Origin of the sequence: Devosia sp. Leaf420 (assembly GCF_001425445.1) — a bacterium.
Classification (GTDB): Bacteria; Pseudomonadota; Alphaproteobacteria; order Rhizobiales; family Devosiaceae; genus Devosia.
Map to the genome: position 1 here is coordinate 52,629 of NZ_LMQU01000013.1, position 22,219 is coordinate 74,847.

The following is a 22,219-nucleotide window of genomic DNA, read 5'->3' on the forward strand; positions in this document are numbered from 1 at the left end:
CGTCGCTTTCTCGACCTGGCCTGTCTAGTATCATGCCAATTCATGTCTTGGAGGATTGCCGTGCGTCTCGCATCATTCGCCGCTGCTGCCGCTTTTGTCGTTGCTGCTCCCGTTTTCGCTCATGCTCAGGATGTCACGCCGCTCGTGACGGCTCAGTGGTTGCTTGAACATGCGGGCGATGAGAATGTGAAGATCATCGACATTCGCGACGAAATCGAAGGCACCGATCTTGGCGATCTGCCTTATGTGGCGGGTGCGGCGGTGGCGCCTTATGCGAGCTATGGCTGGCGCACCGAAGTAGAGGGCGTGCCCGCGCAGATCCCGCCGCCCGAACAGATCGGCAAGCTGATCGGCGATCTCGGCATCGATGGCGACGACCATGTCATCATCCTGCCCTGGGGCACGGATTCGTCCGAGTTCGGCGGTGCGACGCGCGTATACTGGACCTTTAAATATCTCGGCTACGACGCGGTTTCGATCCTTGATGGCGGTTGGCGCCAGTATGATGCGGCGGGCGGCGAGCGCGTTGCCGAAGCGGCTGTGCCGGCCAAGGCCGAATTCCCGGTCAATGTGCGTCCGGAACTGCGCGCTACGACGCCTGATGTGGAAGCGGCGCTGGCTGCAGGTACCAAGCTGATCGATGGACGTCCGGAAGCGCAGTATCTGGGCCAGTCGAAGAGCCCCGTCGTGCGGATCGAAGGCACGATCCCCGGCGCGATCAACCTGCCGCATTCCAAGCTCTACAGCGCTGAATTTGCGAGCTTTGCGCAGCCTGAAACGGTTGCTGCGCTCGAACAGGCGATAGGCCTTGGCAAGGACGAGAAGAATATCGTCTTCTGCAATACCGGCCACTGGGCGTCGATTGCCTGGTTTGCCCTCCATGAAGTGGGCGGTAACAAGAACACAGCCATGTATGACGGCTCGATGGCCGAATGGGCTGCCGATCCGGCCCGTCCGATCCAGTAAGATCGCGACACTTCATCACTGATCGGGATTTGGATGTTGCACCGCAAGGCTGCAGCATCCAAACCTTTTAGACGACCCGAAATAATCGAGAATCATGAGCGATATTTCCGCATCCGTGCCCAAGTTTCTGCCGCCAGCGGCGGTGGATCGATCTCCGCTGTTCATCGCCGCAGCCATGCTGCTTGTCGGCTTTGCCTTCATCACCTGGCAGGTGGACCTGCGTCAGGGCGCGCTGTTCCTGATCGGCGGCGGGCTGGGCGTCGCGCTTTACCATGGCTCGTTCGGCTTTACCGGCGGCTGGAAGCGTATGGTCGTCGAGAAGCGCGGGCGCGGCATGCGGGCGCAGATGCTGACGATCGGCGTTGCAGCGCTCGCCATGATCCCACTCGTCGCGGCAGGCAATATCGGCGGTCAATCCATGGTCGGTGCGATGGCGCCCGTCGGTGTCTCGGTGCTTTTGGGCGCCGGTATTTTTGGCCTTGGCATGCAGCTTGGCGGCGGGTGCGGCTCGGGCACGCTCTTTACTGTCGGCGGCGGCTCGGCGCGCATGCTGGTGACGCTCGTTTTCTTTATCGTCGGTGCGCTGCTGGGCACGGCGCATTTGCCGTTTTGGTTGCAGCAGCCGGCGCTGCCCGCGATCAGCCTTGGCGCCGAACTCGGCGTAGCCTTTGCTCTCGCCGTCACGATCGCCGTACTGGCGCTTGTCGCGCTGATTACGGCGCTGATCGAAAAACGCGTCCACGGTTCGATCGAGGCCGAACCGGCGCCAGCGCGGCAGGGTTGGAACTGGGTTCTTTATGGTCCATGGCCGCTGGTCGGGGCAGGGCTGGTGCTGGCGCTTCTCAATATCGCGACGCTGCTTTTGGCCGGGCACCCCTGGTCGATCACCTATGGGTTTGGGCTCTGGGGCGCCAAGATCGCTTCGGCCGTCGGTATTCCCATCGGTACTTGGGAGTTCTGGACCTGGCCCGCGCAGGCGCAGGCGCTCAATTCGAGCGTCTTGGCCGATAGTGTTTCGGTGATGGATTTCGGTCTGGTTCTGGGCGCGGCCTTAGCGGCGGCGGTTGCCGGCAAATTCGCACCGAAGGCCAAGCTGCCGCTCGGTTCGCTGATTGCGGCCATCATCGGCGGCTTGTTGATGGGGTATGGCGCGCGCCTCTCCTTCGGCTGCAATATCGGGGCGCTTTTCTCCGGTATCGCGACGGGCAGCCTTCATGGCTGGCTGTGGTTCGCTGCGGCCTTTGTCGGCTCGTTCGCGGGTGTGTGGCTGCGGCCGGTTTTTGGTCTTGATGGATTTGCCAAGAAATGAGCACGCGCAACACTCTGCTTTTCGGCGCGGCTCTCGCAGTCACTACCGCTGCCGTGGCCTATGATCATGTGACCAATCCTGTGCCGGCGCGACCATCCGCTCAGGTCGCGGCGAGCAGCGGCTCGGCTGCCCCTTGTGCAGCCGGCGCGGCGCCGTGCGCCGCGGGTGCCGTCGCGCCTTGTGCGGCCGGGGCGCCCGCTGCTCCATGCGCTGCAGGTGCGCCGATGAAGGCTGCGCCTCCGCCGCCGCCAGCCGTGCCGCAGGCAACAAGTCAGAAGGCTTCGCCGCCACCGCCCCCGGCGCAAAGACCGGTTGCGGAGACGAGCGAGCCGGCAAAAGCCGCACCGCCGCCGCCACCCAAGGTGAAGCCTGAGGGTGAAGAAGCGCCCGAGCTCGTCGTGGACGCAAACTGATGGACAGCGAGCGGGATCGCGCGTTGGCGGAGATCGCCTATTGCGAAAGCATCCTCGCCAAGGGCGGTCTCACCGTTCTCAGCGATCTCTTTCGCGGCGTATCGGACATCGCTGCCTGGGATCATTATCCGGCGGGCGATGTGTTCGATCCCGTCAGCGGGTCGCAGTGGTATTATCATTGTCACCCTGCGGAAGAGGGCTCAAGCGAGCACGGCCACTTTCATTGCTTCATCCGCCCCAAGGGTGCGCAAGGGCCAATCCATCATCTCATCGCCGTCGGCGTCGATCAGAACGGCAAGATGTTGCGGCTCTTCACGGTGAACCAGTGGGTCGTCGGTGACGATTGGGCGGATGCTGTTACCATCGTCGGATTACTCGACCGCTTTGATATGGCCATGCCCAGCCCGTCCTACCTCGTCAATCGCTGGCTGACCGCCGTGCTCGTCGCTTACAAGACGGAGATTGAGGGGCTGCTGAATGAGCGCGATAGAGTCCTTGCGGCGCATCCTAATGCCGATGTGCATAACGATCGCAGTCTTGAAGTCACGTCCTCTTTCAGCGTCTAATTAATCTTGCGCTAGGCGGAACCGCAGCGCGGATTCGGCGTTTCGTCGAATGGCTAAGTGGTTTGTGCGTGGCTTTTCTGGGGATGGGGTACACATGGGCGAGGTTGACTACGCACGCATATTCGACGTGCTCCCCAGCCCGTTCATGGTCGTCGATAAAGAACTTCGCTACATCGCGGCAAACCGTGCCTATCTCGAAACAACCGGTCGCAGCTTCGACGAAATCGCTGGGCAAAAGGTTTTCGAACTTTTTCCAAATCCAGGAGAGAGCGGCGATCGCTTAAGGGCATCGATCGATAAGGTTATGGCCACGGGCCAGCCCGATACGCTCGCGTATCTGGCCTATCCCATTTCGCGGAGCTCTGGCGGGGAAGTCGAGAACCGCTATTGGACGGCAGTGCATGTCCCGGTGCTCGATGCCGATGGTTCCGTGAAATACGTGATGCAGAACACGGTCGATGTCACAGAATTCGCGCGCATTCGCGCCGCCGCGACGGTGCCGTTTACCTCGCTCTCCGCCGAGACGCGGTTGATCGAGCGCACGCGCGAAGTCGAAGCGGCCAATGCCGATTTCCGCCGGCTGTTTCAGCAAGCGCCCGCGTTCTTCGCGATTCTGTCCGGGCCCACCCACGTTTTCACCTTTGCATCGGATTCCTACCTACGCCTAGTCGGTGGACGACGCCTTTTGGGCTGTTCTGTCGGCGAGGCGATGCCTGAGGTGCGCGATCAGGGCTTTATCGAATTGCTCGATCGGGTCTTCGTCGAAGGCTATGTGCATCAGGCAGAAGGCGCGCGGCTCATGCTGGTGCGCGACGAGGGCAAAGCGCCAGAGGAGACGTTCCTCGATTTTTCCTATCACCCTATTCGCGATCCCTCGGGCGAGATCACCGGTGTGTTCGTGCAGGGCACGGACCGTACGGAATCCGTGCGTGCGGCACGGCGCCAGCGTCTCTTGATCGATGAGCTCAATCATAGGGTGAACAATACGCTGGCAACCGTGCAGTCGATTGCCGCGCAGACGCTGCGCAGCACCGCCGATACGATCAAGGCGCGGGAAGCGTTTCAGGCGCGCATCCAGGCATTGTCGAAGGCACACAGCATGCTCAGCGACCGAAGCTGGCACGATACCGAGATCGGCCGGCTCGTCTGCCAGGAACTGAGCGCCTATGAAGGCGCGCAGGTGCGCTATGCCGGGCCCGAACTGGTGGTCAATTCCAAATGCACCATCGCGCTGGCCCTGCTGTTGCATGAGCTGGCGACCAATGCGGCAAAGCACGGTGCGCTTTCCGTGCCCGATGGGGTCGTGGCGGTGTCGTGGCGGGAAGATCCTGAAAAGAATTTGGTTTTGGAGTGGTCCGAGAACGGAGGTCCCGCCGTATCCGCCCCGTCACGTCGTGGCTTCGGATCGCGACTTCTCGACACAGTCGTAACCGGTGAACTTGGCGGGCAACTCGATGTCCGCTATGAGCCCACGGGTATCTTCGCGCGCCTCGTCATTCCGCCGGCCGCCTACATCGCTCAGGAGTTGGCCCTTGGCTAAATTTGCTGGAAGCCGGATATTCGTCGTCGAAGACGAGACGCTGGTCCTCTTCAACCTCGAGGACATCCTTACCGATCTCGGCTGCGAAGTTGCCGGGCAGGCCATGCGGCTCGACAAGGCTGTCGAATTGGCAAAGACGGTCGGCGAAGTCGACGCGGCCATTCTCGACGTTAATATCGGCGGGACCACGGTGTTTCCCGCCGCGCAGATCCTCGCGGAGCGGGGCGTGCCATTGCTGTTTGCCACGGGCTATGGCCGCGATGGGCTTCCCGATGAGTGGCAGGGCCATGCCGTCATCGTCAAACCCTATTCGCCGCAGGATGTCGAACGCGCACTCGGACCGCTGCTCGACAAGCAATAGTCGCCTTCGCTTTTACCGTTCGACGCAAAATCCAAGAAAACCCATTGGTTCTGCTGCCATTTCTGCCATAAGCTCGACAGTTAAGGCTCAATGGGCCTTAAAGATCCGGCGTTCTGGGGGAATGCATGAACATCTATTTGACGGGGGCTGCGCTTGCACTTGGCCTTGCCCTCGCGTCACCGTCACTCGCGGCCACCGGCCAATGTTCGCTTACCGGCTTTGGCACCTTCGATTGCGATGTCGAAACCGATGGTAGCGGCCTGACTTTTGGCCTTCCCGATGGCCAGACATTTGCCTTTGCAGCCGTAAACGAAAGCGAAGGCCTCGGCTATCTGATCGCCGCCGATGCTTCACCAGGTCAGCGGCCAGAGGAGCTAGGCGAATTTGCGCCGCTCGCCAATGAGGCTGGTTGCTGGCAGTCCCAGAAGGACGAGACGAAATTCTGCGCCGCGGTGTCGCAATGATCGGCCGCGTTGCCTGCGTGTGCTTCGTTCTTGTCGCAGGAGCCACGGGTGCTTTCGCCAAGGACGCGCGCTGTTTCACCACCGATGACGGCGAATATGATTGCGACTTTGAAGCCACCGACGATGCGGGCAGTTTCCGCATTTCTGCCGAAGGCAAGCCCACCTTCGAGGTCTTTATCGAGGGTGGTCAGGCCTATGCCGGTGCTGTCTTTGAACCGGGTGGTCGCAGTGTTTCGCTGCCGGGGACTTATTTTCGCTCCGAAGAAGATCCAGCCTGCTGGGTGAGCGATGCGACCGAAACCCAAATCTGTGCGTGGTAATGGACGAATTCAGTATTGAGATCGATGGCGCCGAACTGACCGGCGTCGAGCTTGGTGATGGCCTGCCGGTGGTTTTTCTTCACGCCGGCGTTTGCGACAATCGCATGTGGCACGAACAGATGCGTGTGGCCGCCGAGAGTGGCTGGCACGCGATTGCCTATGATCGGCGCGGCTATGGCGACAGCACCAGCCCCGACGAGCCCTTTAGCCATGTCGACGATCTCGAAGCTCTTCTAGACGCCTTCGACATTCACGCCGCCATTTTTGTCGGCTGTTCGCTCGGCGGTGGTCTCGCCATAGATTTTGCCCTGCGCCATCCCGGCCGCGTCATCGGCCTCGTCTTGATCGGCACATCGGTCACCGGCGCACCATGGAGCGCCACCGAGGAAGAGCGCGCCATCGAGATGGTGGAGGAAGACGCCTGGGAGCGGGGCGATCTAGAGTTCATGAACAAGGTGCAGGCGCATGAGTGGCTCGATGGGCCGCGCGCACAGAGCGGCCGTGTCGGCGGGGAGGCGCGGAAGCTCTTTCTCGATATGAACGCCAAGGCGCTGGCAAAGCCCGAACTGACCCAGATCGCGCGCGAGCCGGAGGCCTGGCCGCGCGTGCAGGAGATCACGGCGCCAACCATGCTGATCGTCGGCGATGAGGATTTCACCGCACTGATCGAGCGGCATGAGCATTTGTCCGAAACCATGCCCAATTCATTCGCGGCCGTTCTCGAAGGCGCTGCGCATATTCCGAGCATCGAACAGCCGGCCATGATCAACCGCATGCTCGAGGAGTTTCTCGATGCGTTGGCGGGCGATGAAGGCGAATTCGATGTGGATGAAGAGGGCGAGGAGCCGCTGCCGGAATGAATCCGCCCATGCAGTCAACAGATTGAAAGATAAAGAAAAGGCCGGAGTTTTGCTCCGGCCTTTTGCGTCAGACGGCGATGATGCCATCGAGATGTTTGTCGATGGCAGGCGTCGGGATGTTGGTCAGGTCCTTGTCGAGTTCGGCGACGATTGTTTTCTTCACGTGGTCCGACATGACCTTGCGGAAATTACCCAGTGCGATCGGTGCTGCGGCCACGACGAGGCGGTCGTAGGCGCCTTCGAGGGCCTTTTTATCCAGTACAGCGGCAACGGAGCGCACGAATTCGGCTTCGCGGTGCTGAGCCGGATCGGTCTTGGGCTCCATGGAGGAGCGGGCAGAGCCGCCCGACGAATGGCCGCGGCCCGGCTTGTCGCTATCGATGTCCTGGCTCTGGAGCGGTTCGATGGACCAATCGAGCCCCTTGATGGTCGTTAGGCCCTTGCCTGGTCCATGGTGTTCGAGGACGCGGGCCTGGGTGCCATCGGCGATCAAGATCCAGGTGACGGTCTTTTTCATCTGCTGCTCCTGCAAGTATCTGGTGTGGTCCGCATTGCACGGACCACTCACCAAACGCAGCCAAACGGCAAAAGGTTGGCGTCTCCGATCAGCAAAGGCGGTTGGTGCGATCACAAACTATGATTGGCGGCTCAGTTATTTGGCTGCTAGGTGTGCCTGGCGCCCAAGTGGGGCGGAGTCCTTCCATGACCTTGCCTGAACAGGCTCCCGAAGTCGCCGCAACTACGGCCGCGCCTTTGGTTGCAGATCCCATCCAGAGCCGTAATGGCGTCCTCGCCGCCTTAGCCGCTTACCTCTTCTGGGGTTTCCTGCCGATCCTCTTCCGCGCGCTCGATTCCGTCGGGTCCGTGCTGATCGTGGCGGAGCGCACGCTGTTTTCGCTGGTGCTGCTTGGGATCATTCTTGCCGTCGGTGCAGGATTTCGCGAAGTGCGCCAGCTTCTGACCAATTGGAGGACGCTGCGGATTATCGCGCTTTCGACAGCGCTTCTCGTCGCCAATTGGTTGCTCTATGTTTGGGCGGTCGAGACCGGGCAGGTGCTGGAAGCAAGTTTTGGCTATTTCATCAATCCGCTGGTCAATGTCGCCATCGGCATGATCTTTCTCGGCGAGCGGCAGAACCGGTTGCAGACCATCGCGATCGCAATTGCTGTGGTGGCGATTGGCATCCAAGCGGTTGGGCTCGGGAAATTTCCGTCCATCGCCGTCAGCCTCGCGCTGACCTTTGGGTTTTACGGCTTCTTCCGCAAGACCGCGCCATCGGGTCCGACGTCCGGGCTTTTCGCCGAGACCATGGTCGCCGCGCCGTTTGCACTGGCTTATGTGGCGTTCGATATCGCGACCAAGGGTTTGGGACCGCATGCCGATCCGACCATGATGACGCTGCTGGTGCTGACGGGTCCGGCGACCGCTGTGCCGCTCTTGCTCTTTGCTTATGGGGTGCGCCGCCTGCGTCTAACGACCATCGGCATGTTCCAGTATCTCGCGCCGTCGATCCAGTTTTTGGTGGCGGTCATGCTGTTTGGCGAGCATCTCAACGGCACGCGCCTTGTCAGCTTCGGGCTGATCTGGCTGTCCCTGGCGGTCTTTTCCTATGACAGTTTCCGGCAGCGCGGTGCCAACCGCGCCGCCGCTTAGCGGTCTTAGAACGCCATCTTGGTTGCCGAATCCCAGTGCTCGTCGGCCTTGCCGTCGACGATGCGCCAGGTGTCGTACCAGGTTGTGGTGTATTTCTGGCCCGGATTTGCTGGATCGTCCTCGGTGCGCACTGTGCCGACGGTCACGAGATCGCCCTCGGCCGTCACGAAGACGACCGGTGACTTGATCTTGTCCTCGACCGCAGTCGGCTGAACCTTCAGCGTCTCGGTGAAGAATTTGACGACGCCATCGAGGCCGGAAGCGGCATTGGGATTGTGCTGGATATAGCGTTCGGTGAGCAGATCGCCGGCCTTGTCCCAATTGTTGGCTTCGAGCAGCACGCGGAAGATATCGTAGACCACCTGCTTGTTGGCGTTGAGCTGCGGATCGGTGCTCGTAAAGAGCGCATCCTTGTCGGCGGCTTCCACCACTGCTTCCTGAGCATGGAGTGCGGTTACGCCGGTGATGCTCGTGACGGCCAGGGCAATGGCCATCATGCTGGTTTTCAAATTCATCGTTCTCTCCGTGTCGGCATTGGTCGACCCACGCAGAGAATTAGATATGACGAGGCGCTTCGTTAAGGAGGCACTTTACCGGCTAATAGGAACCTGAGGGTGCGTGCGTGCCGCGCGGATCACCCGGCCGATCTGCTCAAATGTGTCCGTCAGCGGGGTTGCCTCGCGCCAAACCAGAGCCAGTTGCCGCCCGGCCTGCGGGTCGTCGAGCCGGTGGACCGCAATGCGCGGGTCGCTGGCTTCCTTGCGCAGCGCAATCTGGGGCAGCAGCGTCACGCCTTGACCATTGGCGACGAATTCGACGATCGTCGAGAGCGATGTCGCGGCGAAAGTGCGGGTCGAGCGCTCCCCTTCAAGGCGGCAGGCCGAAATAGTCTGGTCGCGAAAGCAGTGACCCTCGTCGAGCAGTAGAATACGCCCAGGCTCGAGAGCCTCGAGCGAAACGGGCCCATCTGGCATTTCCGACTGCGATGTCGCCAGAACGAATGGGTCTTCGAACAGTGGAAAGAGCGCGAGCTTCGGTCCGCCCGGCGGGGGCAGGGAGGCGATCAGCGCCAGGTCCAGCGCGCCGCTCTGCACGCTTTCGAGCATGGCTTCAGTGCGGCTCTCGCTGACGGTGAATTTGATCTGCGGCAGGGCTTCGGTCAGCGCCGGAAAAATCTCCGGCAGCAGATAGGGCGCCACCGTGGGAATGAGCCCGAAGCGGATCGGCCGATCGAGCCGCCCTCCGCGGCGCAAGGCGAAGTCATCGAGCGCTTCTGCAGCAGCTACCGCAGGTTTGGCGCGTTCGATGAAATCGCACCCAAACGGGGTCAGGCGGATGCCTGATTTCAACCGATCGAAAAGCTGTGTCCCGCAAAGCGTTTCGAGCGACAGGATCTGTTGGGAGAGGGCCGGTTGGGAGACGGCGCATTCCTCGGCGGCCTGCCCGAAATGCCCTGTCCGTGCCACAGCCAGCGCGTATTTCATCTGCTTGAGCGTAATCGTCACGATAACTTTTTCCTATCGGTGGAGAAAGAATTATCGATTGGCCGAATGGTTGTCACCTGCTTATAACCCGTTCAGCAGCATAGGAGCCCCCTCATGGACGACACTTTTTCCAATTCTCCCGCCGACGCGTCAGGCGGCAAGTGCCCAGTCGATCATGGTGGTAATGGCGGCAAGGGCCGGGGCGGCGAGGGTCGTGGCCATCGCAACCGCGACTGGTGGCCGACCTCGCTCGATATCGGCATGCTCCACAACAATTCGGACCTGTCGAACCCGATGGGTCCGGACTTCGACTATGCCGAAGAATTCAAGAAACTCGACCTCGCGGCAGTGAAGGCCGACCTCACCGCGCTGATGACCGATTCCAAGGATTGGTGGCCGGCCGACTTCGGGCACTATGGTGGCCTTTTCGTCCGCATGGCCTGGCACAGCGCCGGCACCTATCGCATCACCGACGGCCGTGGCGGCGCCGGCATGGGCCAGCAGCGGTTTGCCCCGCTCAATTCCTGGCCGGACAATGCCAGCCTCGACAAGGCGCGCCGCCTCGTCTGGCCGATCAAGCAGAAATACGGCAACCGGATTTCCTGGGCCGACCTGATGATCCTGACCGGCAACGTTGCCCTCGAATCCATGGGTTTCAAGACCTTTGGTTTCGCCGGTGGCCGTGCCGACGTGTGGGAACCAGAAGAACTCTATTGGGGTCCGGAAGGCACCTGGCTCGGCGATTCCCGCTATTCGGGTGAGCGCCAGCTCGAAGAGCCGCTGGGCGCGGTGCAGATGGGTCTCATCTACGTCAATCCCGAAGGCCCGGCCGGCAATGCCGATCCGATTTCGGCAGCGCGCGACATTCGCGAAACCTTCTCGCGCATGGCGATGAACGACGAAGAAACCGTGGCGCTGATCGCCGGCGGTCACACGTTCGGCAAGACCCATGGCGCGGGCGATCCGTCGCTCGTTGCGGCTGAGCCGGAAGGCGCTGATCTCGAAGACCAGGGCCTTGGCTGGAAGAGCAAGCACGGCACGGGCATAGGCAAGGATGCGATCACCTCGGGCCTCGAAGTCACCTGGACGCAAACGCCGGTCCAGTGGAGCAACTTCTTCTTCGAGAACCTCTTCAAGTATGAGTGGGAACTCTCGGCCAGCCCCGCTGGCGCCAAGCAGTGGGTCGCCAAGACCGACGATGCTGTTATCCCGGACGCGTTCGATACCGCGAAGAAGCATCGCCCCACGATGCTGACGACCGACTTGTCGCTGCGCTTCGATCCGATCTACGAAAAGATCTCGCGCCGCTTCCTCGAAAATCCGGCCGAGTTCGCCGATGCTTTTGCTCGCGCCTGGTTCAAGCTGACTCACCGCGATATGGGCCCCAAGGTCCGCTATCTCGGCCCCGAAGTGCCGGCAGAAGACCTGATCTGGCAGGACGTTATTCCAGCCGTTGATCATCCGCTCGTGGATGACGCCGACATCGCCGTGCTCAAGACCAAGATTCTCGACACCGGTCTTACCGTGTCGGAGCTCGTCGGTACGGCATGGGCCTCCGCTGCCACGTTCCGCGGTTCGGACAAGCGCGGTGGCGCAAATGGTGCGCGCATTCGCCTTGCGCCGCAAAAGGATTGGGAGGTCAACCAGCCGGCCCAGCTCGCCAAGGTTCTTGCCAAGCTCGAAGGCGTGCAGGGCGACTTCAATGCGGCTCAGTCGGGCGGCAAAAAGATCTCGCTGGCCGATCTGATCGTCCTCGCTGGCGGCGTCGGCATCGAAAAGGCGGCCCGCGCGGGTGGCCAGGATATTTCCGTGCCGTTCACGCCGGGTCGCATGGATGCCTCGGAAGAGCAGACGGACGTCCTTTCGTTCCAGGCGCTGCAGCCGCGGGCCGATGGCTTCCGCAACTACTACAACAAGGTCCGCTGCTTCATGCAGCAGGAGGAAGCGCTGGTCGACAAGGCGCAGCTGCTGCGTCTCACCGGCCCGCAGTTGACGGTTCTGCTCGGCGGCCTCCGCGTCCTCAAGGTTGGCGTGAACGATCACGGCGTCCTCACCGATCGTCCGGAAGTGTTGAGCAACGACTTCTTCCTCAATCTCCTCGGCATGGACACCGTCTGGCAGCCCAAGGCGGGCGAGGAGGGCGTTTACACCGGCCACGACCGCGCCACCGGCACCCAGAAATGGACCGGCACGCGCGTCGATCTGATCTTCGGCTCGCACTCCCAGTTGCGCGCGTTTGCCGAGGTCTATGCTCAGGCTGACTCGGCACCGAAGTTCACCAAGGATTTCGTCGCGGCCTGGGTCAAGGTGATGAACGCGGATCGGTTCGACCTCCGCTAAGCCTCTGAAAATCTTCGACGCCCCGGCTTGGTCCGGGGCGTTTTGATTCAGCTTGTGTTAATTTGAATTAATTGCCGGACTTGCCTTTCAGCCATCCCAAGGAGATTTGGCGGCATCGTTTCTACTCATCGTATTTCCCTCCCGGAGAAGAGAATGAGTGGATTCGAGGAAGGGCACCGTGCCGTCGCGAACATTCGCAGGCTGAACGGCGAAAACGGCAAGTCGGAGCGCGACAAGCTGTTCCGCAATATGGCGCGGCTGTTCAGCTACGTTTCCGACCGCTGCGATGACCAGCAGCTTGCCCAATATGACGAGGCGCTCTGTCTTCTCGCCGAACTGGTCGAACTTGAAGCGCGTGCCCATGTCGCGCGCGTTCTCGCCCCGCTCAAGCGCGCGCCGTCGACGGTGGTCTTGAAGCTTGCCAATGACGACATTGAGGTCGCCCGGCCGCTGCTCGAATTCTCCAACGTGCTCAGCGATGATGATCTGATCGACATCATCCAGAACCAATCCGAGGCACACCGCGCCGCGATTGCCGGTCGCGCAGCCGTGGCCGAGCGGGTAGGGGCCGCCATCGTCGAGCACGGCGAAACCGAGTCGGTGCTGCAACTCGTGCGCAATGCAAAGGCTGAACTCGGACGCGCGACGATCGAGAAGCTGGTGGCGCTCGCGGCCGACCACGCGGACCTGGCCGAGGATCTGCGCAATCGCTCGGATATCGATTGGAAATCGCTGCGCGGAGAGATCGAGAGTGCTGCGGACAAAGTCCTTGAAACTCTGGCCGAATCCGAGGGTCACTTCGATCCGGTCACGGCCGACAAAATCAATGCCGTTGTCTATAAGCGCATGCGCAATCGCGCGGGCTTCAATTCGCAGGAGTGGAAGCAGGCCTATAATCAGGTGCGCGCCCTCAGCGAACGCCGGCAGCTCGATGATCGGGCTTTGGCCCGGTTTGCCCGCTTTGGTTATGGTCACCACGTTGCGGCATCCATCTCGGTTTTGCTGCGGGTGCAGCCCGAGATCGTCGTCAAATGGCTCGCGAGCCAGGATTATGCCGCTATCACCGTAGCGCTGCGATCTGCCGGCTTTACTGCCGAGCTCTTTACCGCCTTGACCCCCACGCTGCCTTGGCGTGATCTGCCCACGCCCGAGCATGAGGCGATGATGGCGAGCCGGTTCAAGGTGCTCGACGAGGCTGAAGCGCGCAACATCTTCGAACTTTGGCGCACGCATGGTTTCCGCCGTCGGAATGCCGCGCCAGAGCCGCAAGCGCTTTCCGCCTAGCGCAAAATCTGCTGGACCCGCCGCACGAACCGGATATAAAGATATCTTTATATCATCCGGAGTTCGTCTGGCGTGTCTAGTCTGGTCAATATCTTGAAGGCTGCGGGGGAGAGCACGCGTTTGCGGCTTCTCTCCTTGCTCGCCGATGGCGACCATTCCGTCAAGGACCTGACGGAAATTCTCGATCAGTCGCAGCCTCGCGTCTCCCGCCACCTCAAGCTTCTGGCCGATGCAGGGCTGGTGCAGCGCCATGCGGAAGGCGCCTGGGCCTATTATGGCCTCGCACCCCACGGAGACGGCGCGGAACTGGCGCGGTGGCTGGTTGCACGCATCGACCCGACGGACCCCGCCTATAGCCGCGATCGCAACCGGCAGGCGGTAGCTTTGGCCGATCAACAGGCGCTGGCAACCGCGTACTTTGCCAAGGTCGCTGATAGCTGGGATCTGCTGAAAACCCTCCACGTGCCCGAAGAAGCGGTGGAAGCCGCTTTGCTCGAGGCCATGGCCGGGCGGGTCGTCGATCTGCTGCTCGATCTCGGCACCGGCACCGGGCGCATGCTGGAACTGCTGGCACCGGCCTATAAGCGCGCCATAGGCGTCGATTCGAGCCGGGAGATGCTGGCTGTGGCTCGATCGCGCCTAGCCGCGGCAGGGCTCACACATGCGCAAGTGCGCTTGGGCGATATTGGGTCGCTCGATCCATCCGTCGGTCTCGCCGACGTCGTGGTCATCCATCAGGTGCTGCATTATTTTGATGATCCGGGCCGGATGGTGGCTCAGGCGCGGCGCATGCTGACGCCGGGCGGCGAAATCCTTATCGTCGACTTCGCGCCCCACGATCTCGAATTCTTGCGCACCGAACATGCCCATCGCCGCCTTGGTCTCTCGCGGGAGCAGATGACGGGCTGGGCCGAGACCGCCGGATTAGAGGTTCGATCGGTCCGCGAGTTTCCCAGCAAAAACAAAAAGGACGGCCTGACCGTGTGCCTCTGGCACCTCCAGGACCGCGAGAAAACGGAATAGAGCCATGATTGCCGACGAAAGCCGAGCCAGCCGCCAGACCGCCGACCAGCGTCCGGACCTGCAGATTTCATTCGAGTTCTTCCCGCCCAAGACCGATGCGATGGAAGAAAAGTTCTGGGAATCGATCGGCAAGCTTGCCCCGCTCAAGCCGCGCTTCGTCTCGGTGACCTATGGGGCAGGCGGCTCAACGCGCGAGCGCACGCTGCGCATGGTGCGGCGCATCACGACGGATGCCGGCGTGCCTGCCGCAGCGCATCTCACCTGCGTTGGCGCAACGCGCGATGAAATCAACGAGGTCATCCGCGGCTTTCAGGAGGTCGGTGTCAAGCGCATCGTGGCGCTGCGTGGCGATCCTCCAGAGGGCGTCGGCCAGCCCTTCGTGCCGCATCCCGATGGCTATCAGAACGCGGCCGATCTCGTCGCCGGAATCAAGAAGCTCGGCGATTTCGACATTTCCGTTGCTGCCTATCCTGAAAAGCATCCGCAAAGCCCCAGTTGGGAAGCCGATATCGACAATCTGAAGCGCAAGATCGACAACGGGGCCGATCGCGCCATTACGCAGATGTTCTTCCGCAATTCTGATTACCTGCGGTTTGTCGAGCGCGCCCGCAAGGCAGGCATCACCGCGCCGATCGTGCCGGGTATCCAGCCGATCCATTCCTTCAAGCAAATCTCGGGTTTTGCGGCCCGGTGCGGTGCGTCGATCCCTGATTGGCTGGCAGAGCGGTTCGAAGGGCTCAACGATGATCCCGAGACCCACGCGCTGGTTGCGGCGGCCGTCGCGGCCGAGCAGGTGACCGAGCTTTTGGACGAAGGCGTCACGGAATTTCATTTCTATACGCTAAACCGTTCCAACCTGGTTTTGGCGCTCGCACGGCTCCTCGGCCGCCGTCCAGACTGATCGTTCAGACGGCGTTCACCTTAAGTCGGGCAATATGTTGTGATGCAGTGGTTCATAAAATGGCCACCAAGTTCGCCTTGAACGGCGAGCAAATCGCGACGGAATTCGGAGCCGCAGAGACTTATGAAACTGGATCGCCGCCTGACCAATGGCCTCGCCTGGGCCGGTGCCCTGCTTGTTATTGGCGTTCCGACCGCCGATTATCTCACGGGATCATTTGGCAATTCCGGCAGGCCGAGCGTTGCCGTCGTTGATGCCGAGGCCGAAGCGCCGGTGGCCAATGTGGCCAAGCCCGCCGCGACGTCGACGACGAAACCGCAGTCTGTTGCCAATGCCGATCCGGTTGGCGGCATGCTGCAATCGGGCAAGCCACTGCCGAGCTATATCACTGGCGGCGACGCGCCTGCATCGCCTGCGAAGCCGGTTGCCGCAACGCCAGCAAAACCTGCTGCAGTGGCGCCTGCGACCCAGCAGCCGACCCAGCCGGCCCAGGCATCGACGCCGACTGCGACTCCGGCCCGCCCGACGATCACGACGCCAGATCAGCAGGTTGCAGCCTTGCCCGCCAAGACCGCACCAATGCCGATGCCGCTTTCGATGCGTCCGCGCCCTGTTACGGTGCCTTTGGCCTCCAATCAGCCGCTGATCATCGATCAGCCGACCGTGCCGGCAAATTTGCCGCCAGCGAGCCTGCCTCAGGCACAGCAGACGCAGAATGACTTTGTCACCGCGGATGATCTCAACACTTGGGAGTCCGGCCCCCTCTCGGATTTTCTAGCCAACCGCAATCGTCGCAGCACCGCCAATTATACCGTGCAGCAGAACGTGCCGCCCGCCCCTGTTCCTGCATATGGATACGATTCGAACGGCGTCTGGCTCGATCAAGTGCCGCAGGGCGATCGGCCGGTTGGTCGTTATGAGGACGACGTTATCTATCTCCCGTACTGATCTGTCTTAGCCGGTCAGCTTGCATGCAATCGCCGCAATGGACCGGCAATCTGCTTGGGTTTAATATTCGCGCTCGTCGCCGAGGCGGACTCGGCGACAACAAAAGGCAGACCCATGCTGTGCTGCGTACGCAAAGCGGAAGAAAATCGGGATATCTGGCACAAGCTGGCGAGCTTCCTCGGCTCGTTTTCGCAGCGCACCGGCGTTGTCGGTCACATCGCCAATATTCTTGATCCGGACACTTGGCTGCCGGGCGGCCGTGATGCGGCCTTCACTCTGGCCTTGATCGCGCTCTCGGCCAAGATGGCGGTTGCCGATGGTGCCGTGACAGCATCCGAGGTGCGCGCGTTCAACGCGACCGTCGAGATCACCAAGGGCCAGGAGCCGCAGGTCGAACGGCTGTTCAATCTCGCCAAGCAAGATGTCTCGGGCTACGAATCCTACGCCCGAAAGGTGGCCCGGTTTTTCTCGGATTCTCCGGAAACACTCGAGCACGTGCTTGATGGCCTTTTTTTTATCGCGACGGCTGATGGGCTCGTGCATGAGGCCGAGCTCGATTACCTGCGCTCTGTGAGTTCGATCTTTGGCTTCGACGAAGTAAGGTTCGAGCAGATTGCGTCCCAGCACGTCATGCTGGAAGAGGGCGTCGATCCCTATATCGTGCTCGGCCTGTCGCATGATGCGCCGCCCGAAGAGGTGCGCCGGGTTTATCGCCTGCTCGTGGCCGAGCACCACCCCGATCGGCTTATCGCCAAGGGCGTACCCGGCGAGCTGATCGATGTTGCGACAGCGCGCATGGCCGCAATCAACCTTGCCTATCAGGCGATCACCAAGCCAAAGCCCCAGCCGCTGATTGCCTGATCTTCGCGCTTGACGCGGAGCAGGGCGCCCCTCTACATCGGCGCGCCAGTTGACCGGGTGACCGCTGGCATGAGGGTAACTTCATGCTGGAGGAAAGTCCGGGCTCCTTCGAAACACGGTGACGGCTAACGGCCGCCGGGGGCGACCCCAGGGAAAGTGCCACAGAAAGCAAACCGCCCCGGCATGCCGGGGTAAGGGTGAAAGGGTGCGGTAAGAGCGCACCGGGCCGCTGGCGACAGAGGCCGCACGGTAAACCCCACCGGGAGCAAGACCAAATAGGGATGACGCGGGGCTAGCCCCAGCCGGTTTTGAGGCCATGTCATCCGGGTTGGTTGCACGAGTGGCCTGGCAACAGGCGCCTCAGATGAATGGTCACCACGTCGCGGCAACGCGGCCCTACAGAACCCGGCTTATAGGTCAACTGGCGTTGCCTCTTCCATACATGCCACAGTTTCGCCTCGGGGCTGAACCGGGCTTAATCTACATTGCGCGAAGATTGCAGCGCATTGCCGTAAGTTCATGATTTTAATCATCTTTTTCTCTGTCATGCAATGTTCATGCAATGCTGGCGGCGCATTCTCTGTCTCGTGAACAACACACCAACGGAGACCTCCAAATGAAGAAGATCATCACTCTCGCAATCGCCTCGCTCGTCGTTGCCGGCGTTGCCACCCCATCCTTCGCTGCCACCTCCGGCGCGAACTGCGTGTTCAAGGACAAGGCTCTTTGCACCACTGAATCGCTCTCGCCCACAACTGGCGAAAACTCGTAAGTTTTCCCAGCTTCTGCTGACGTGATTTATGCTTCGGGCTTTCGCCCGGAACTGTCTGCTGACGGCTCGATCTTTGGTTTACCATGACCACTTGATCTGGGCCGTCTCGGACAATTTTTCTATTGCCGGTAAGGTTTTAGAAAATCGACGGCCCTAGGTGTTGGCTCAAGTCAAACACGGGTCTAACAACTATGAAAATCGTTCTCGCCACTCTGATCGCCGTTGCCTTCGGTGCCTCTGTTGCCGCGCCGAGCTTTGCTGCGTCGGTGTCGGACCCGAGCAATTGTTATTTCAAGGACGTATCGCTTTGCGTCACCGAGAGTCTGTCGCCCACGACGGGCGCTGAACCCGTGAGGATCATCAACGTCGTCTAAGGTCGTTCGACCTCTCATCCTTGGAAGCCCCTCGACGAAAGTCTGGGGGCTTTTCGTTGTGTGCAGGGCAGGGTGCGGCAGGCCTTACTCTTGCACATGACGGATCATCGCTTTATGGCGATGCCTTTGGTTTCCGCCGCATATCCGGCGGCACACGCTGTTGGAGTTGAGCGCGATGCCTCTGGCCACCCCGCATTATTTGATCGACGAAGTTGCGCTGGCGAGAAACCTTGCGCTGATCGACCAGTTGCGCGCCGCATCGGGCGCCAAATGCCTCCTTGCGCTCAAATGCTTTGCGACCTGGGCCGCCTTTCCGCAAATCGCCCCACATATGGATGGCACGACCTCGTCCTCGCTTAACGAGGTAAAGCTCGGACGCGAGAAGTTCGCTGGCGAAACGCATGCCTATTCGGTCGCGTGGTCCGATGACGAGATCGACGAATCGATCGCAAATGCCGACAAGATCATCTTCAATTCCTCGTCTCAGCTAAAGCGCTATGCCGATCGCGCGGGGCATCTGCCGATCGGGCTGCGCGTCAATCCCGGCGTCAGCCATTCCCATTTCGATCTCGCCGATCCTGCCCGCGCCTTCAGTCGCCTCGGCGAATGGGATCATGGCCGTATCGAAGCGGCGATGAAAAATGTCTCGGGCTTCATGCTCCACTGCAATTGCGAGAACGACTCGCTCGAAGCCTTTTCGGCTCTTCTGGACGAGATCGAAGCAAAGCTCGGCCACTTCCTCGAGCGGCTCGATTGGGTCAGCCTCGGTGGCGGCATTCATTTCACCAAGCCCGGCTACCCGATCGAGGAATTGGCCGCGCGATTGCGCGTTTTCGCCGCGCGGTTCGGCGTCCAGGTCTATCTCGAGCCGGGCGATACCGTCGTGACCGATACCACCTCGCTTGAGGTCAGCGTGCTCGATGTCGTCGACAACGGAAAAGCCATCGCCATTGTCGATAGCGCCGTCGAAGCCCATATGCTGGATCTGCTCGTATATAGACAGGATGCAGCCGTGGCACCAAACGCGGGTGCGCATCGTTACATCATCGCCGGCAAGTCGTGCCTCGCCGGCGATATCTTCGGCGAATTCGATTTTCCGCAGCCGCTTGATGTGGGCAGCCGTATTTCCCTCCTCAATGCGGGTGGCTACACGATGGTGAAGAAGAACTGGTTCAATGGCGTTGCCATGCCAGCGATCGCCATTCGACGAGAAAATGGCGCAGTCGAACTCATTCGCGAGTTCGGTTACGCCGATTACGTCTCCAGCCTCTCCTGATCGAGGCTGGGCAATATCCACCACCAAGAAGGTGTTTCGTGCCAATTGAAAAAGAACATTCTGATCATCGGTGCCGGAGGTGTCGCGCAGGTTGCAGCCGTTAAGGCTGCCATGCACAACGATATCCTCGGGGATATCAACATTGCCTCCCGCACACTTGAAAAGTGCGAAGCCATCGTCGCCGGCATCGTCGAGCGCAAGGCGCTGAAGCGCCCGGGGCTGATTGCTGCCCATCAGCTCGACGCCATGGATATCGAGGCGACCAAGGCGCTTATCCGCCAGACCAAGAGCCAGATCGTCCTCAATGCCGGCTCGGCCTTTCTCAACATGTCAGTGCTGCGCGCCTGCATCGAAGCGGGCGTTGCCTATATCGATACGGCCATCCATGAAGACCCGTCCAAGGTCTGCGAGCAGCCGCCCTGGTATGGCAATTACGAGTGGAAGCATCGCGAAACGTGCGAGCGCAAGGGCATTACGGCTATCCTCGGCGCTGGCTTCGATCCGGGCGTCGTCAATGCCTATGCCGCACTCGCCGCTCAGCACTATTTCGATGCCATCGACTCCATCGACATCATCGATGTGAACGCTGGCAGCCATGGGCGCTATTTTGCGACGAATTTCGACCCCGAGATCAACTTCCGCGAATTCACCGGCACGGTCTGGAGCTGGCAGAACAGCCAGTGGACACCCAACCAAATGTTCGAGGTCAGCCGTGAGGATGATCTGCCCGTCGTAGGTACGCACAAGACCTATCTGACCGGCCACGACGAAGTGCACTCGCTCTCCGCCAATCTCGGCGTGCCCGACATCCGGTTCTGGATGGGCTTTGGCGAGCACTATATCAACGTGTTTACCGTCCTGAAGAATCTAGGCCTTCTGTCTGAAAAGCCGGTGGTCACTGCCGAGGGCCAGGAAGTCGTGCCGCTCAAGCTGGTCAAGGCCGTGCTGCCCGATCCAGCCTCGCTGGCGCCCGGCTATAGCGGCAAGACCTTCATCGGCAATCTGATCAAGGGCCATCGCGGCGGCGCTGAGACGGAGATGTTGATCTACAATATCTGCGATCATGAAGAGACCTTCGCCGAAACCGGCAGCCAGGCGATCTCCTATACCGCAGGTGTGCCCGCAATTGCCGCGGCCATGCTGGTCGCGCGTGGCGAGTGGGATTGCCACCACATGGCCAATATCGAAGAACTGCCGCCGGTGCCGTTCCTCGAATTGCTCGAAACCATGGGCCTGCCAACGCGTCTGCGCGATGGGGCAGGCGATCGCAGCTTTGCGGTGGACAAGCTGCCGGTTCCCAAGAAGGCGCGGCTCGGGGCGTCGTAGGTCACCCCCTCCCAACCTCCCCCCATCAAGGGGGAGGTGCCGGGCCGGCGGCTTTCAATAGGTTTTGCGTCAAACTCGATTTGACACCTCCCCCTTGATGGGGGAGGCCGGGAGGGGGTGGAGCAACACCCGCAAAAACCCTCAAACGCTGAACGTCACCCGAACGCACGTCCCGCCACCGGCCGTCTCATAGGCGACCTCGGCCTCGAGCGAATGGGCCATGGCCTTAACGATGCGGCTGCCGAGGCCGGTGCCCTGCGGCTTGCCCGTGCCAGTCCAGCCGATGCCGTCGTCTTCGACGCACATTTCCACGACGCCCTCGCGCCGCGTCATGTGGATGCGCACTTCGCCCGCTTCGCGTCCGGCATAGGCGTATTTCAGCGCATTGGTCACGAGCTCGGTCAGCATCACGCCCAGTGACGCGACCTTCTCGGTCGACATCGTAAAAGGCTCGACATCGACCTGCAGCGTCGCCGTCTGGCCCTCGAGCTGCACCGAGGCTTCAAGTTCATCGACCAGCGACTTGATATAGTCGGCAACCTGCACTGAACGGACGTCGTCGCTGGTGTAAAGATGGCGGTGGACGCCTGCGATGGCGTGGATGCGGGCCTGCGTCTCGGAGAGCGCGCGTTTGGCCTCTGCATCGGTCACTGCATTGGCTTGGAGGCCGACAAGAGCCGCCACCATTGCCAGCGAATTGGCGACACGATGATTGACTTCGCCAAGCAGCATTTCCGCGCGTTCTCGCGCCTCGAGAATATCGCGTTCGGCTTTGACCTTGGCGCGGTTGAGACGCACGCGGTCGATGGCATGGTCGATCGCAGTGAGAAGAAGTTCCATGAACTCCTCGCTCAGCGTTTTCGGCACATAATCGGTCGCGCCGGACTTGAGCGCAGCGACGGCAACGTCAGTTTCGGCGGACCCCGTCACATAGACTACCGTTGGCCGGTCTTCGAGCGCGGCGATCTGCGCGAGCACGTCGAGCCCGGTGCCGGTTGGCAGGTAATGGTCGAGCACGACGACGTCGATGCCGCCATTGTGGATCAGCGCTAGGCCTTCTTCGCCGCTCGTCGCGTGATCATAATTATAGCCGCGTCGCTGCATGGCTTTTTCGACCAGCCGGGCGAGCCCGGGGTCGTCATCCACGTAAAGCACATGCGGCGTGCGGTTTGGCATGA

The 22,219-nt window shown here is 61.1% G+C and carries 24 protein-coding genes and 1 other RNA gene; 21 read left to right on the forward strand and 4 right to left on the reverse strand.

Annotated elements, in window-relative coordinates:
• Positions 1 to 60 precede the first annotated feature (60 nt).
• From ASG47_RS16150 to ASG47_RS16190, 9 genes are all read left to right on the forward strand, one after another.
• A complete protein-coding gene (locus tag ASG47_RS16150) occupies positions 61 to 966 on the forward strand; it encodes a sulfurtransferase (RefSeq protein ID WP_082511793.1) in 906 nt (301 codons plus the stop codon).
• Positions 967 to 1,060: 94 nt separating this feature from the next.
• Positions 1,061 to 2,275 carry a YeeE/YedE family protein gene (locus tag ASG47_RS16155; protein ID WP_061910927.1) on the forward strand — a complete coding sequence of 405 codons (1,215 nt, stop codon included), beginning with the start codon at positions 1,061 to 1,063 and terminating at the stop codon, positions 2,273 to 2,275.
• Positions 2,272 to 2,688: a hypothetical protein gene (locus tag ASG47_RS16160; RefSeq protein WP_061910929.1), complete on the forward strand. Its 417-nt coding sequence runs from the start codon at positions 2,272 to 2,274 to the stop codon at positions 2,686 to 2,688. The genes ASG47_RS16155 and ASG47_RS16160 overlap by 4 nt, the downstream gene beginning before the upstream one ends.
• The gene (locus ASG47_RS16165) at positions 2,685 to 3,254 is read left to right on the forward strand and encodes a DUF6969 family protein (protein ID WP_413813471.1); all 570 of its coding nucleotides are present in this window, start codon (positions 2,685 to 2,687) and stop codon (positions 3,252 to 3,254) included. The genes ASG47_RS16160 and ASG47_RS16165 overlap by 4 nt, the downstream gene beginning before the upstream one ends.
• Before the next feature lie 94 nt (positions 3,255 to 3,348).
• The gene (locus ASG47_RS16170; RefSeq protein ID WP_061910933.1) at positions 3,349 to 4,794 is read left to right on the forward strand and encodes a sensor histidine kinase; all 1,446 of its coding nucleotides are present in this window, start codon (positions 3,349 to 3,351) and stop codon (positions 4,792 to 4,794) included.
• Positions 4,787 to 5,155, forward strand: coding sequence for a response regulator (locus tag ASG47_RS16175; RefSeq protein WP_061910935.1), 369 nt, complete (start codon positions 4,787 to 4,789; stop codon positions 5,153 to 5,155). The genes ASG47_RS16170 and ASG47_RS16175 overlap by 8 nt, the downstream gene beginning before the upstream one ends.
• Positions 5,156 to 5,280: 125 nt before the next feature.
• Complete coding sequence (locus ASG47_RS16180) at positions 5,281 to 5,619, forward strand: hypothetical protein (protein WP_061910937.1); 339 nt, start codon at positions 5,281 to 5,283, stop codon at positions 5,617 to 5,619.
• Entirely contained in the window at positions 5,616 to 5,939 is a 324-nt protein-coding gene (locus ASG47_RS16185; protein ID WP_061910939.1) for a hypothetical protein, read from the forward strand. Before ASG47_RS16180 ends, ASG47_RS16185 begins: the two co-directional genes overlap by 4 nt.
• On the forward strand, positions 5,939 to 6,799 hold the full coding sequence (locus ASG47_RS16190) for an alpha/beta fold hydrolase (RefSeq protein ID WP_061910940.1): 861 nt from the start codon (positions 5,939 to 5,941) through the stop codon (positions 6,797 to 6,799). The genes ASG47_RS16185 and ASG47_RS16190 overlap by 1 nt, the downstream gene beginning before the upstream one ends.
• A gap of 67 nt (positions 6,800 to 6,866) precedes the next feature.
• On the opposite strand, the gene ASG47_RS16195 is transcribed toward ASG47_RS16190, so the two are convergent.
• Positions 6,867 to 7,316 carry a host attachment protein gene (locus ASG47_RS16195; RefSeq protein ID WP_061910943.1) on the reverse strand — a complete coding sequence of 150 codons (450 nt, stop codon included), beginning with the start codon at positions 7,314 to 7,316 and terminating at the stop codon, positions 6,867 to 6,869.
• A gap of 185 nt (positions 7,317 to 7,501) precedes the next feature.
• On the opposite strand from ASG47_RS16195, the gene rarD reads away from it, so the two are divergent.
• Positions 7,502 to 8,452, forward strand: coding sequence for an EamA family transporter RarD (gene rarD / locus ASG47_RS16200; RefSeq protein WP_082511795.1), 951 nt, complete (start codon positions 7,502 to 7,504; stop codon positions 8,450 to 8,452).
• 5 nt (positions 8,453 to 8,457) lie between these two features.
• Here rarD and ASG47_RS16205 read toward each other — a convergent pair whose 3' ends face one another.
• Entirely contained in the window at positions 8,458 to 8,967 is a 510-nt protein-coding gene (locus tag ASG47_RS16205) for a nuclear transport factor 2 family protein (protein WP_061910945.1), read from the reverse strand.
• Between the two features lie 75 nt (positions 8,968 to 9,042).
• On the reverse strand, positions 9,043 to 9,957 hold the full coding sequence (locus tag ASG47_RS16210; RefSeq protein ID WP_061910947.1) for a hydrogen peroxide-inducible genes activator: 915 nt from the start codon (positions 9,955 to 9,957) through the stop codon (positions 9,043 to 9,045).
• A 93-nt stretch (positions 9,958 to 10,050) separates the two neighbouring features.
• On the opposite strand from ASG47_RS16210, the gene katG reads away from it, so the two are divergent.
• The 11 genes from katG to ASG47_RS16260 all read left to right on the forward strand — a co-directional run bounded on the left by katG (position 10,051) and on the right by ASG47_RS16260 (position 21,041).
• Complete coding sequence (gene katG, locus ASG47_RS16215; protein WP_061910949.1) at positions 10,051 to 12,276, forward strand: catalase/peroxidase HPI; 2,226 nt, start codon at positions 10,051 to 10,053, stop codon at positions 12,274 to 12,276.
• 153 nt (positions 12,277 to 12,429) lie between these two features.
• On the forward strand, positions 12,430 to 13,560 hold the full coding sequence (locus ASG47_RS16220; RefSeq protein ID WP_061910951.1) for a DUF2336 domain-containing protein: 1,131 nt from the start codon (positions 12,430 to 12,432) through the stop codon (positions 13,558 to 13,560).
• A gap of 72 nt (positions 13,561 to 13,632) precedes the next feature.
• Positions 13,633 to 14,583, forward strand: a complete 951-nt coding sequence (locus tag ASG47_RS16225; protein WP_211197785.1) for an ArsR/SmtB family transcription factor — start codon at positions 13,633 to 13,635, stop codon at positions 14,581 to 14,583.
• A gap of 4 nt (positions 14,584 to 14,587) precedes the next feature.
• Positions 14,588 to 15,484 (forward strand): methylenetetrahydrofolate reductase [NAD(P)H], encoded by an 897-nt coding sequence (gene metF / locus ASG47_RS16230; RefSeq protein WP_061910953.1) that lies wholly within the window; start codon positions 14,588 to 14,590, stop codon positions 15,482 to 15,484.
• 123 nt (positions 15,485 to 15,607) lie between these two features.
• Positions 15,608 to 16,432 (forward strand): hypothetical protein, encoded by an 825-nt coding sequence (locus tag ASG47_RS16235; protein WP_061910955.1) that lies wholly within the window; start codon positions 15,608 to 15,610, stop codon positions 16,430 to 16,432.
• 114 nt (positions 16,433 to 16,546) lie between these two features.
• Entirely contained in the window at positions 16,547 to 17,293 is a 747-nt protein-coding gene (locus ASG47_RS16240) for a J domain-containing protein (RefSeq protein WP_061910957.1), read from the forward strand.
• A 45-nt stretch (positions 17,294 to 17,338) separates the two neighbouring features.
• Positions 17,339 to 17,722: RNase P RNA component class A (rnpB, locus tag ASG47_RS16245), an RNA gene on the forward strand.
• Positions 17,723 to 17,909: 187 nt separating this feature from the next.
• Positions 17,910 to 18,065 carry a hypothetical protein gene (locus ASG47_RS20755; RefSeq protein ID WP_156464143.1) on the forward strand — a complete coding sequence of 52 codons (156 nt, stop codon included), beginning with the start codon at positions 17,910 to 17,912 and terminating at the stop codon, positions 18,063 to 18,065.
• 191 nt (positions 18,066 to 18,256) lie between these two features.
• Positions 18,257 to 18,439, forward strand: coding sequence for a hypothetical protein (locus ASG47_RS16250; protein WP_061910959.1), 183 nt, complete (start codon positions 18,257 to 18,259; stop codon positions 18,437 to 18,439).
• A 175-nt stretch (positions 18,440 to 18,614) separates the two neighbouring features.
• The gene (locus tag ASG47_RS16255) at positions 18,615 to 19,715 is read left to right on the forward strand and encodes a carboxynorspermidine decarboxylase (RefSeq protein ID WP_061910961.1); all 1,101 of its coding nucleotides are present in this window, start codon (positions 18,615 to 18,617) and stop codon (positions 19,713 to 19,715) included.
• A 45-nt stretch (positions 19,716 to 19,760) separates the two neighbouring features.
• Positions 19,761 to 21,041: a saccharopine dehydrogenase family protein gene (locus tag ASG47_RS16260; protein ID WP_061910963.1), complete on the forward strand. Its 1,281-nt coding sequence runs from the start codon at positions 19,761 to 19,763 to the stop codon at positions 21,039 to 21,041.
• Positions 21,042 to 21,182: 141 nt separating this feature from the next.
• On the opposite strand, the gene ASG47_RS16265 is transcribed toward ASG47_RS16260, so the two are convergent.
• On the reverse strand, positions 21,183 to 22,217 hold the full coding sequence (locus ASG47_RS16265; protein ID WP_061910965.1) for a histidine kinase dimerization/phosphoacceptor domain -containing protein: 1,035 nt from the start codon (positions 22,215 to 22,217) through the stop codon (positions 21,183 to 21,185).
• Positions 22,218 to 22,219: the final 2 nt, after the last annotated feature.

Coding starts and splice junctions, on each gene's coding strand:
- ASG47_RS16155 (WP_061910927.1), top strand. CDS start 1,061: ATGAGCGATATTTCCGCATCCGTGCCCAAGTTTCTGCCGCCAGCGGCG.
- ASG47_RS16160 (WP_061910929.1), top strand. CDS start 2,272: ATGAGCACGCGCAACACTCTGCTTTTCGGCGCGGCTCTCGCAGTCACT.
- ASG47_RS16170 (WP_061910933.1), top strand. CDS start 3,349: ATGGGCGAGGTTGACTACGCACGCATATTCGACGTGCTCCCCAGCCCG.
- ASG47_RS16180 (WP_061910937.1), top strand. CDS start 5,281: ATGAACATCTATTTGACGGGGGCTGCGCTTGCACTTGGCCTTGCCCTC.
- ASG47_RS16185 (WP_061910939.1), top strand. CDS start 5,616: ATGATCGGCCGCGTTGCCTGCGTGTGCTTCGTTCTTGTCGCAGGAGCC.
- ASG47_RS16190 (WP_061910940.1), top strand. CDS start 5,939: ATGGACGAATTCAGTATTGAGATCGATGGCGCCGAACTGACCGGCGTC.
- ASG47_RS16195 (WP_061910943.1), bottom strand. CDS start 7,316: ATGAAAAAGACCGTCACCTGGATCTTGATCGCCGATGGCACCCAGGCC.
- rarD (WP_082511795.1), top strand. CDS start 7,502: ATGACCTTGCCTGAACAGGCTCCCGAAGTCGCCGCAACTACGGCCGCG.
- ASG47_RS16205 (WP_061910945.1), bottom strand. CDS start 8,967: ATGAATTTGAAAACCAGCATGATGGCCATTGCCCTGGCCGTCACGAGC.
- katG (WP_061910949.1), top strand. CDS start 10,051: ATGGACGACACTTTTTCCAATTCTCCCGCCGACGCGTCAGGCGGCAAG.
- ASG47_RS16220 (WP_061910951.1), top strand. CDS start 12,430: ATGAGTGGATTCGAGGAAGGGCACCGTGCCGTCGCGAACATTCGCAGG.
- metF (WP_061910953.1), top strand. CDS start 14,588: ATGATTGCCGACGAAAGCCGAGCCAGCCGCCAGACCGCCGACCAGCGT.
- ASG47_RS16235 (WP_061910955.1), top strand. CDS start 15,608: ATGAAACTGGATCGCCGCCTGACCAATGGCCTCGCCTGGGCCGGTGCC.
- ASG47_RS16240 (WP_061910957.1), top strand. CDS start 16,547: ATGCTGTGCTGCGTACGCAAAGCGGAAGAAAATCGGGATATCTGGCAC.
- ASG47_RS20755 (WP_156464143.1), top strand. CDS start 17,910: ATGAAGAAGATCATCACTCTCGCAATCGCCTCGCTCGTCGTTGCCGGC.
- ASG47_RS16250 (WP_061910959.1), top strand. CDS start 18,257: ATGAAAATCGTTCTCGCCACTCTGATCGCCGTTGCCTTCGGTGCCTCT.
- ASG47_RS16255 (WP_061910961.1), top strand. CDS start 18,615: ATGCCTCTGGCCACCCCGCATTATTTGATCGACGAAGTTGCGCTGGCG.
- ASG47_RS16265 (WP_061910965.1), bottom strand. CDS start 22,217: ATGCCAAACCGCACGCCGCATGTGCTTTACGTGGATGACGACCCCGGG.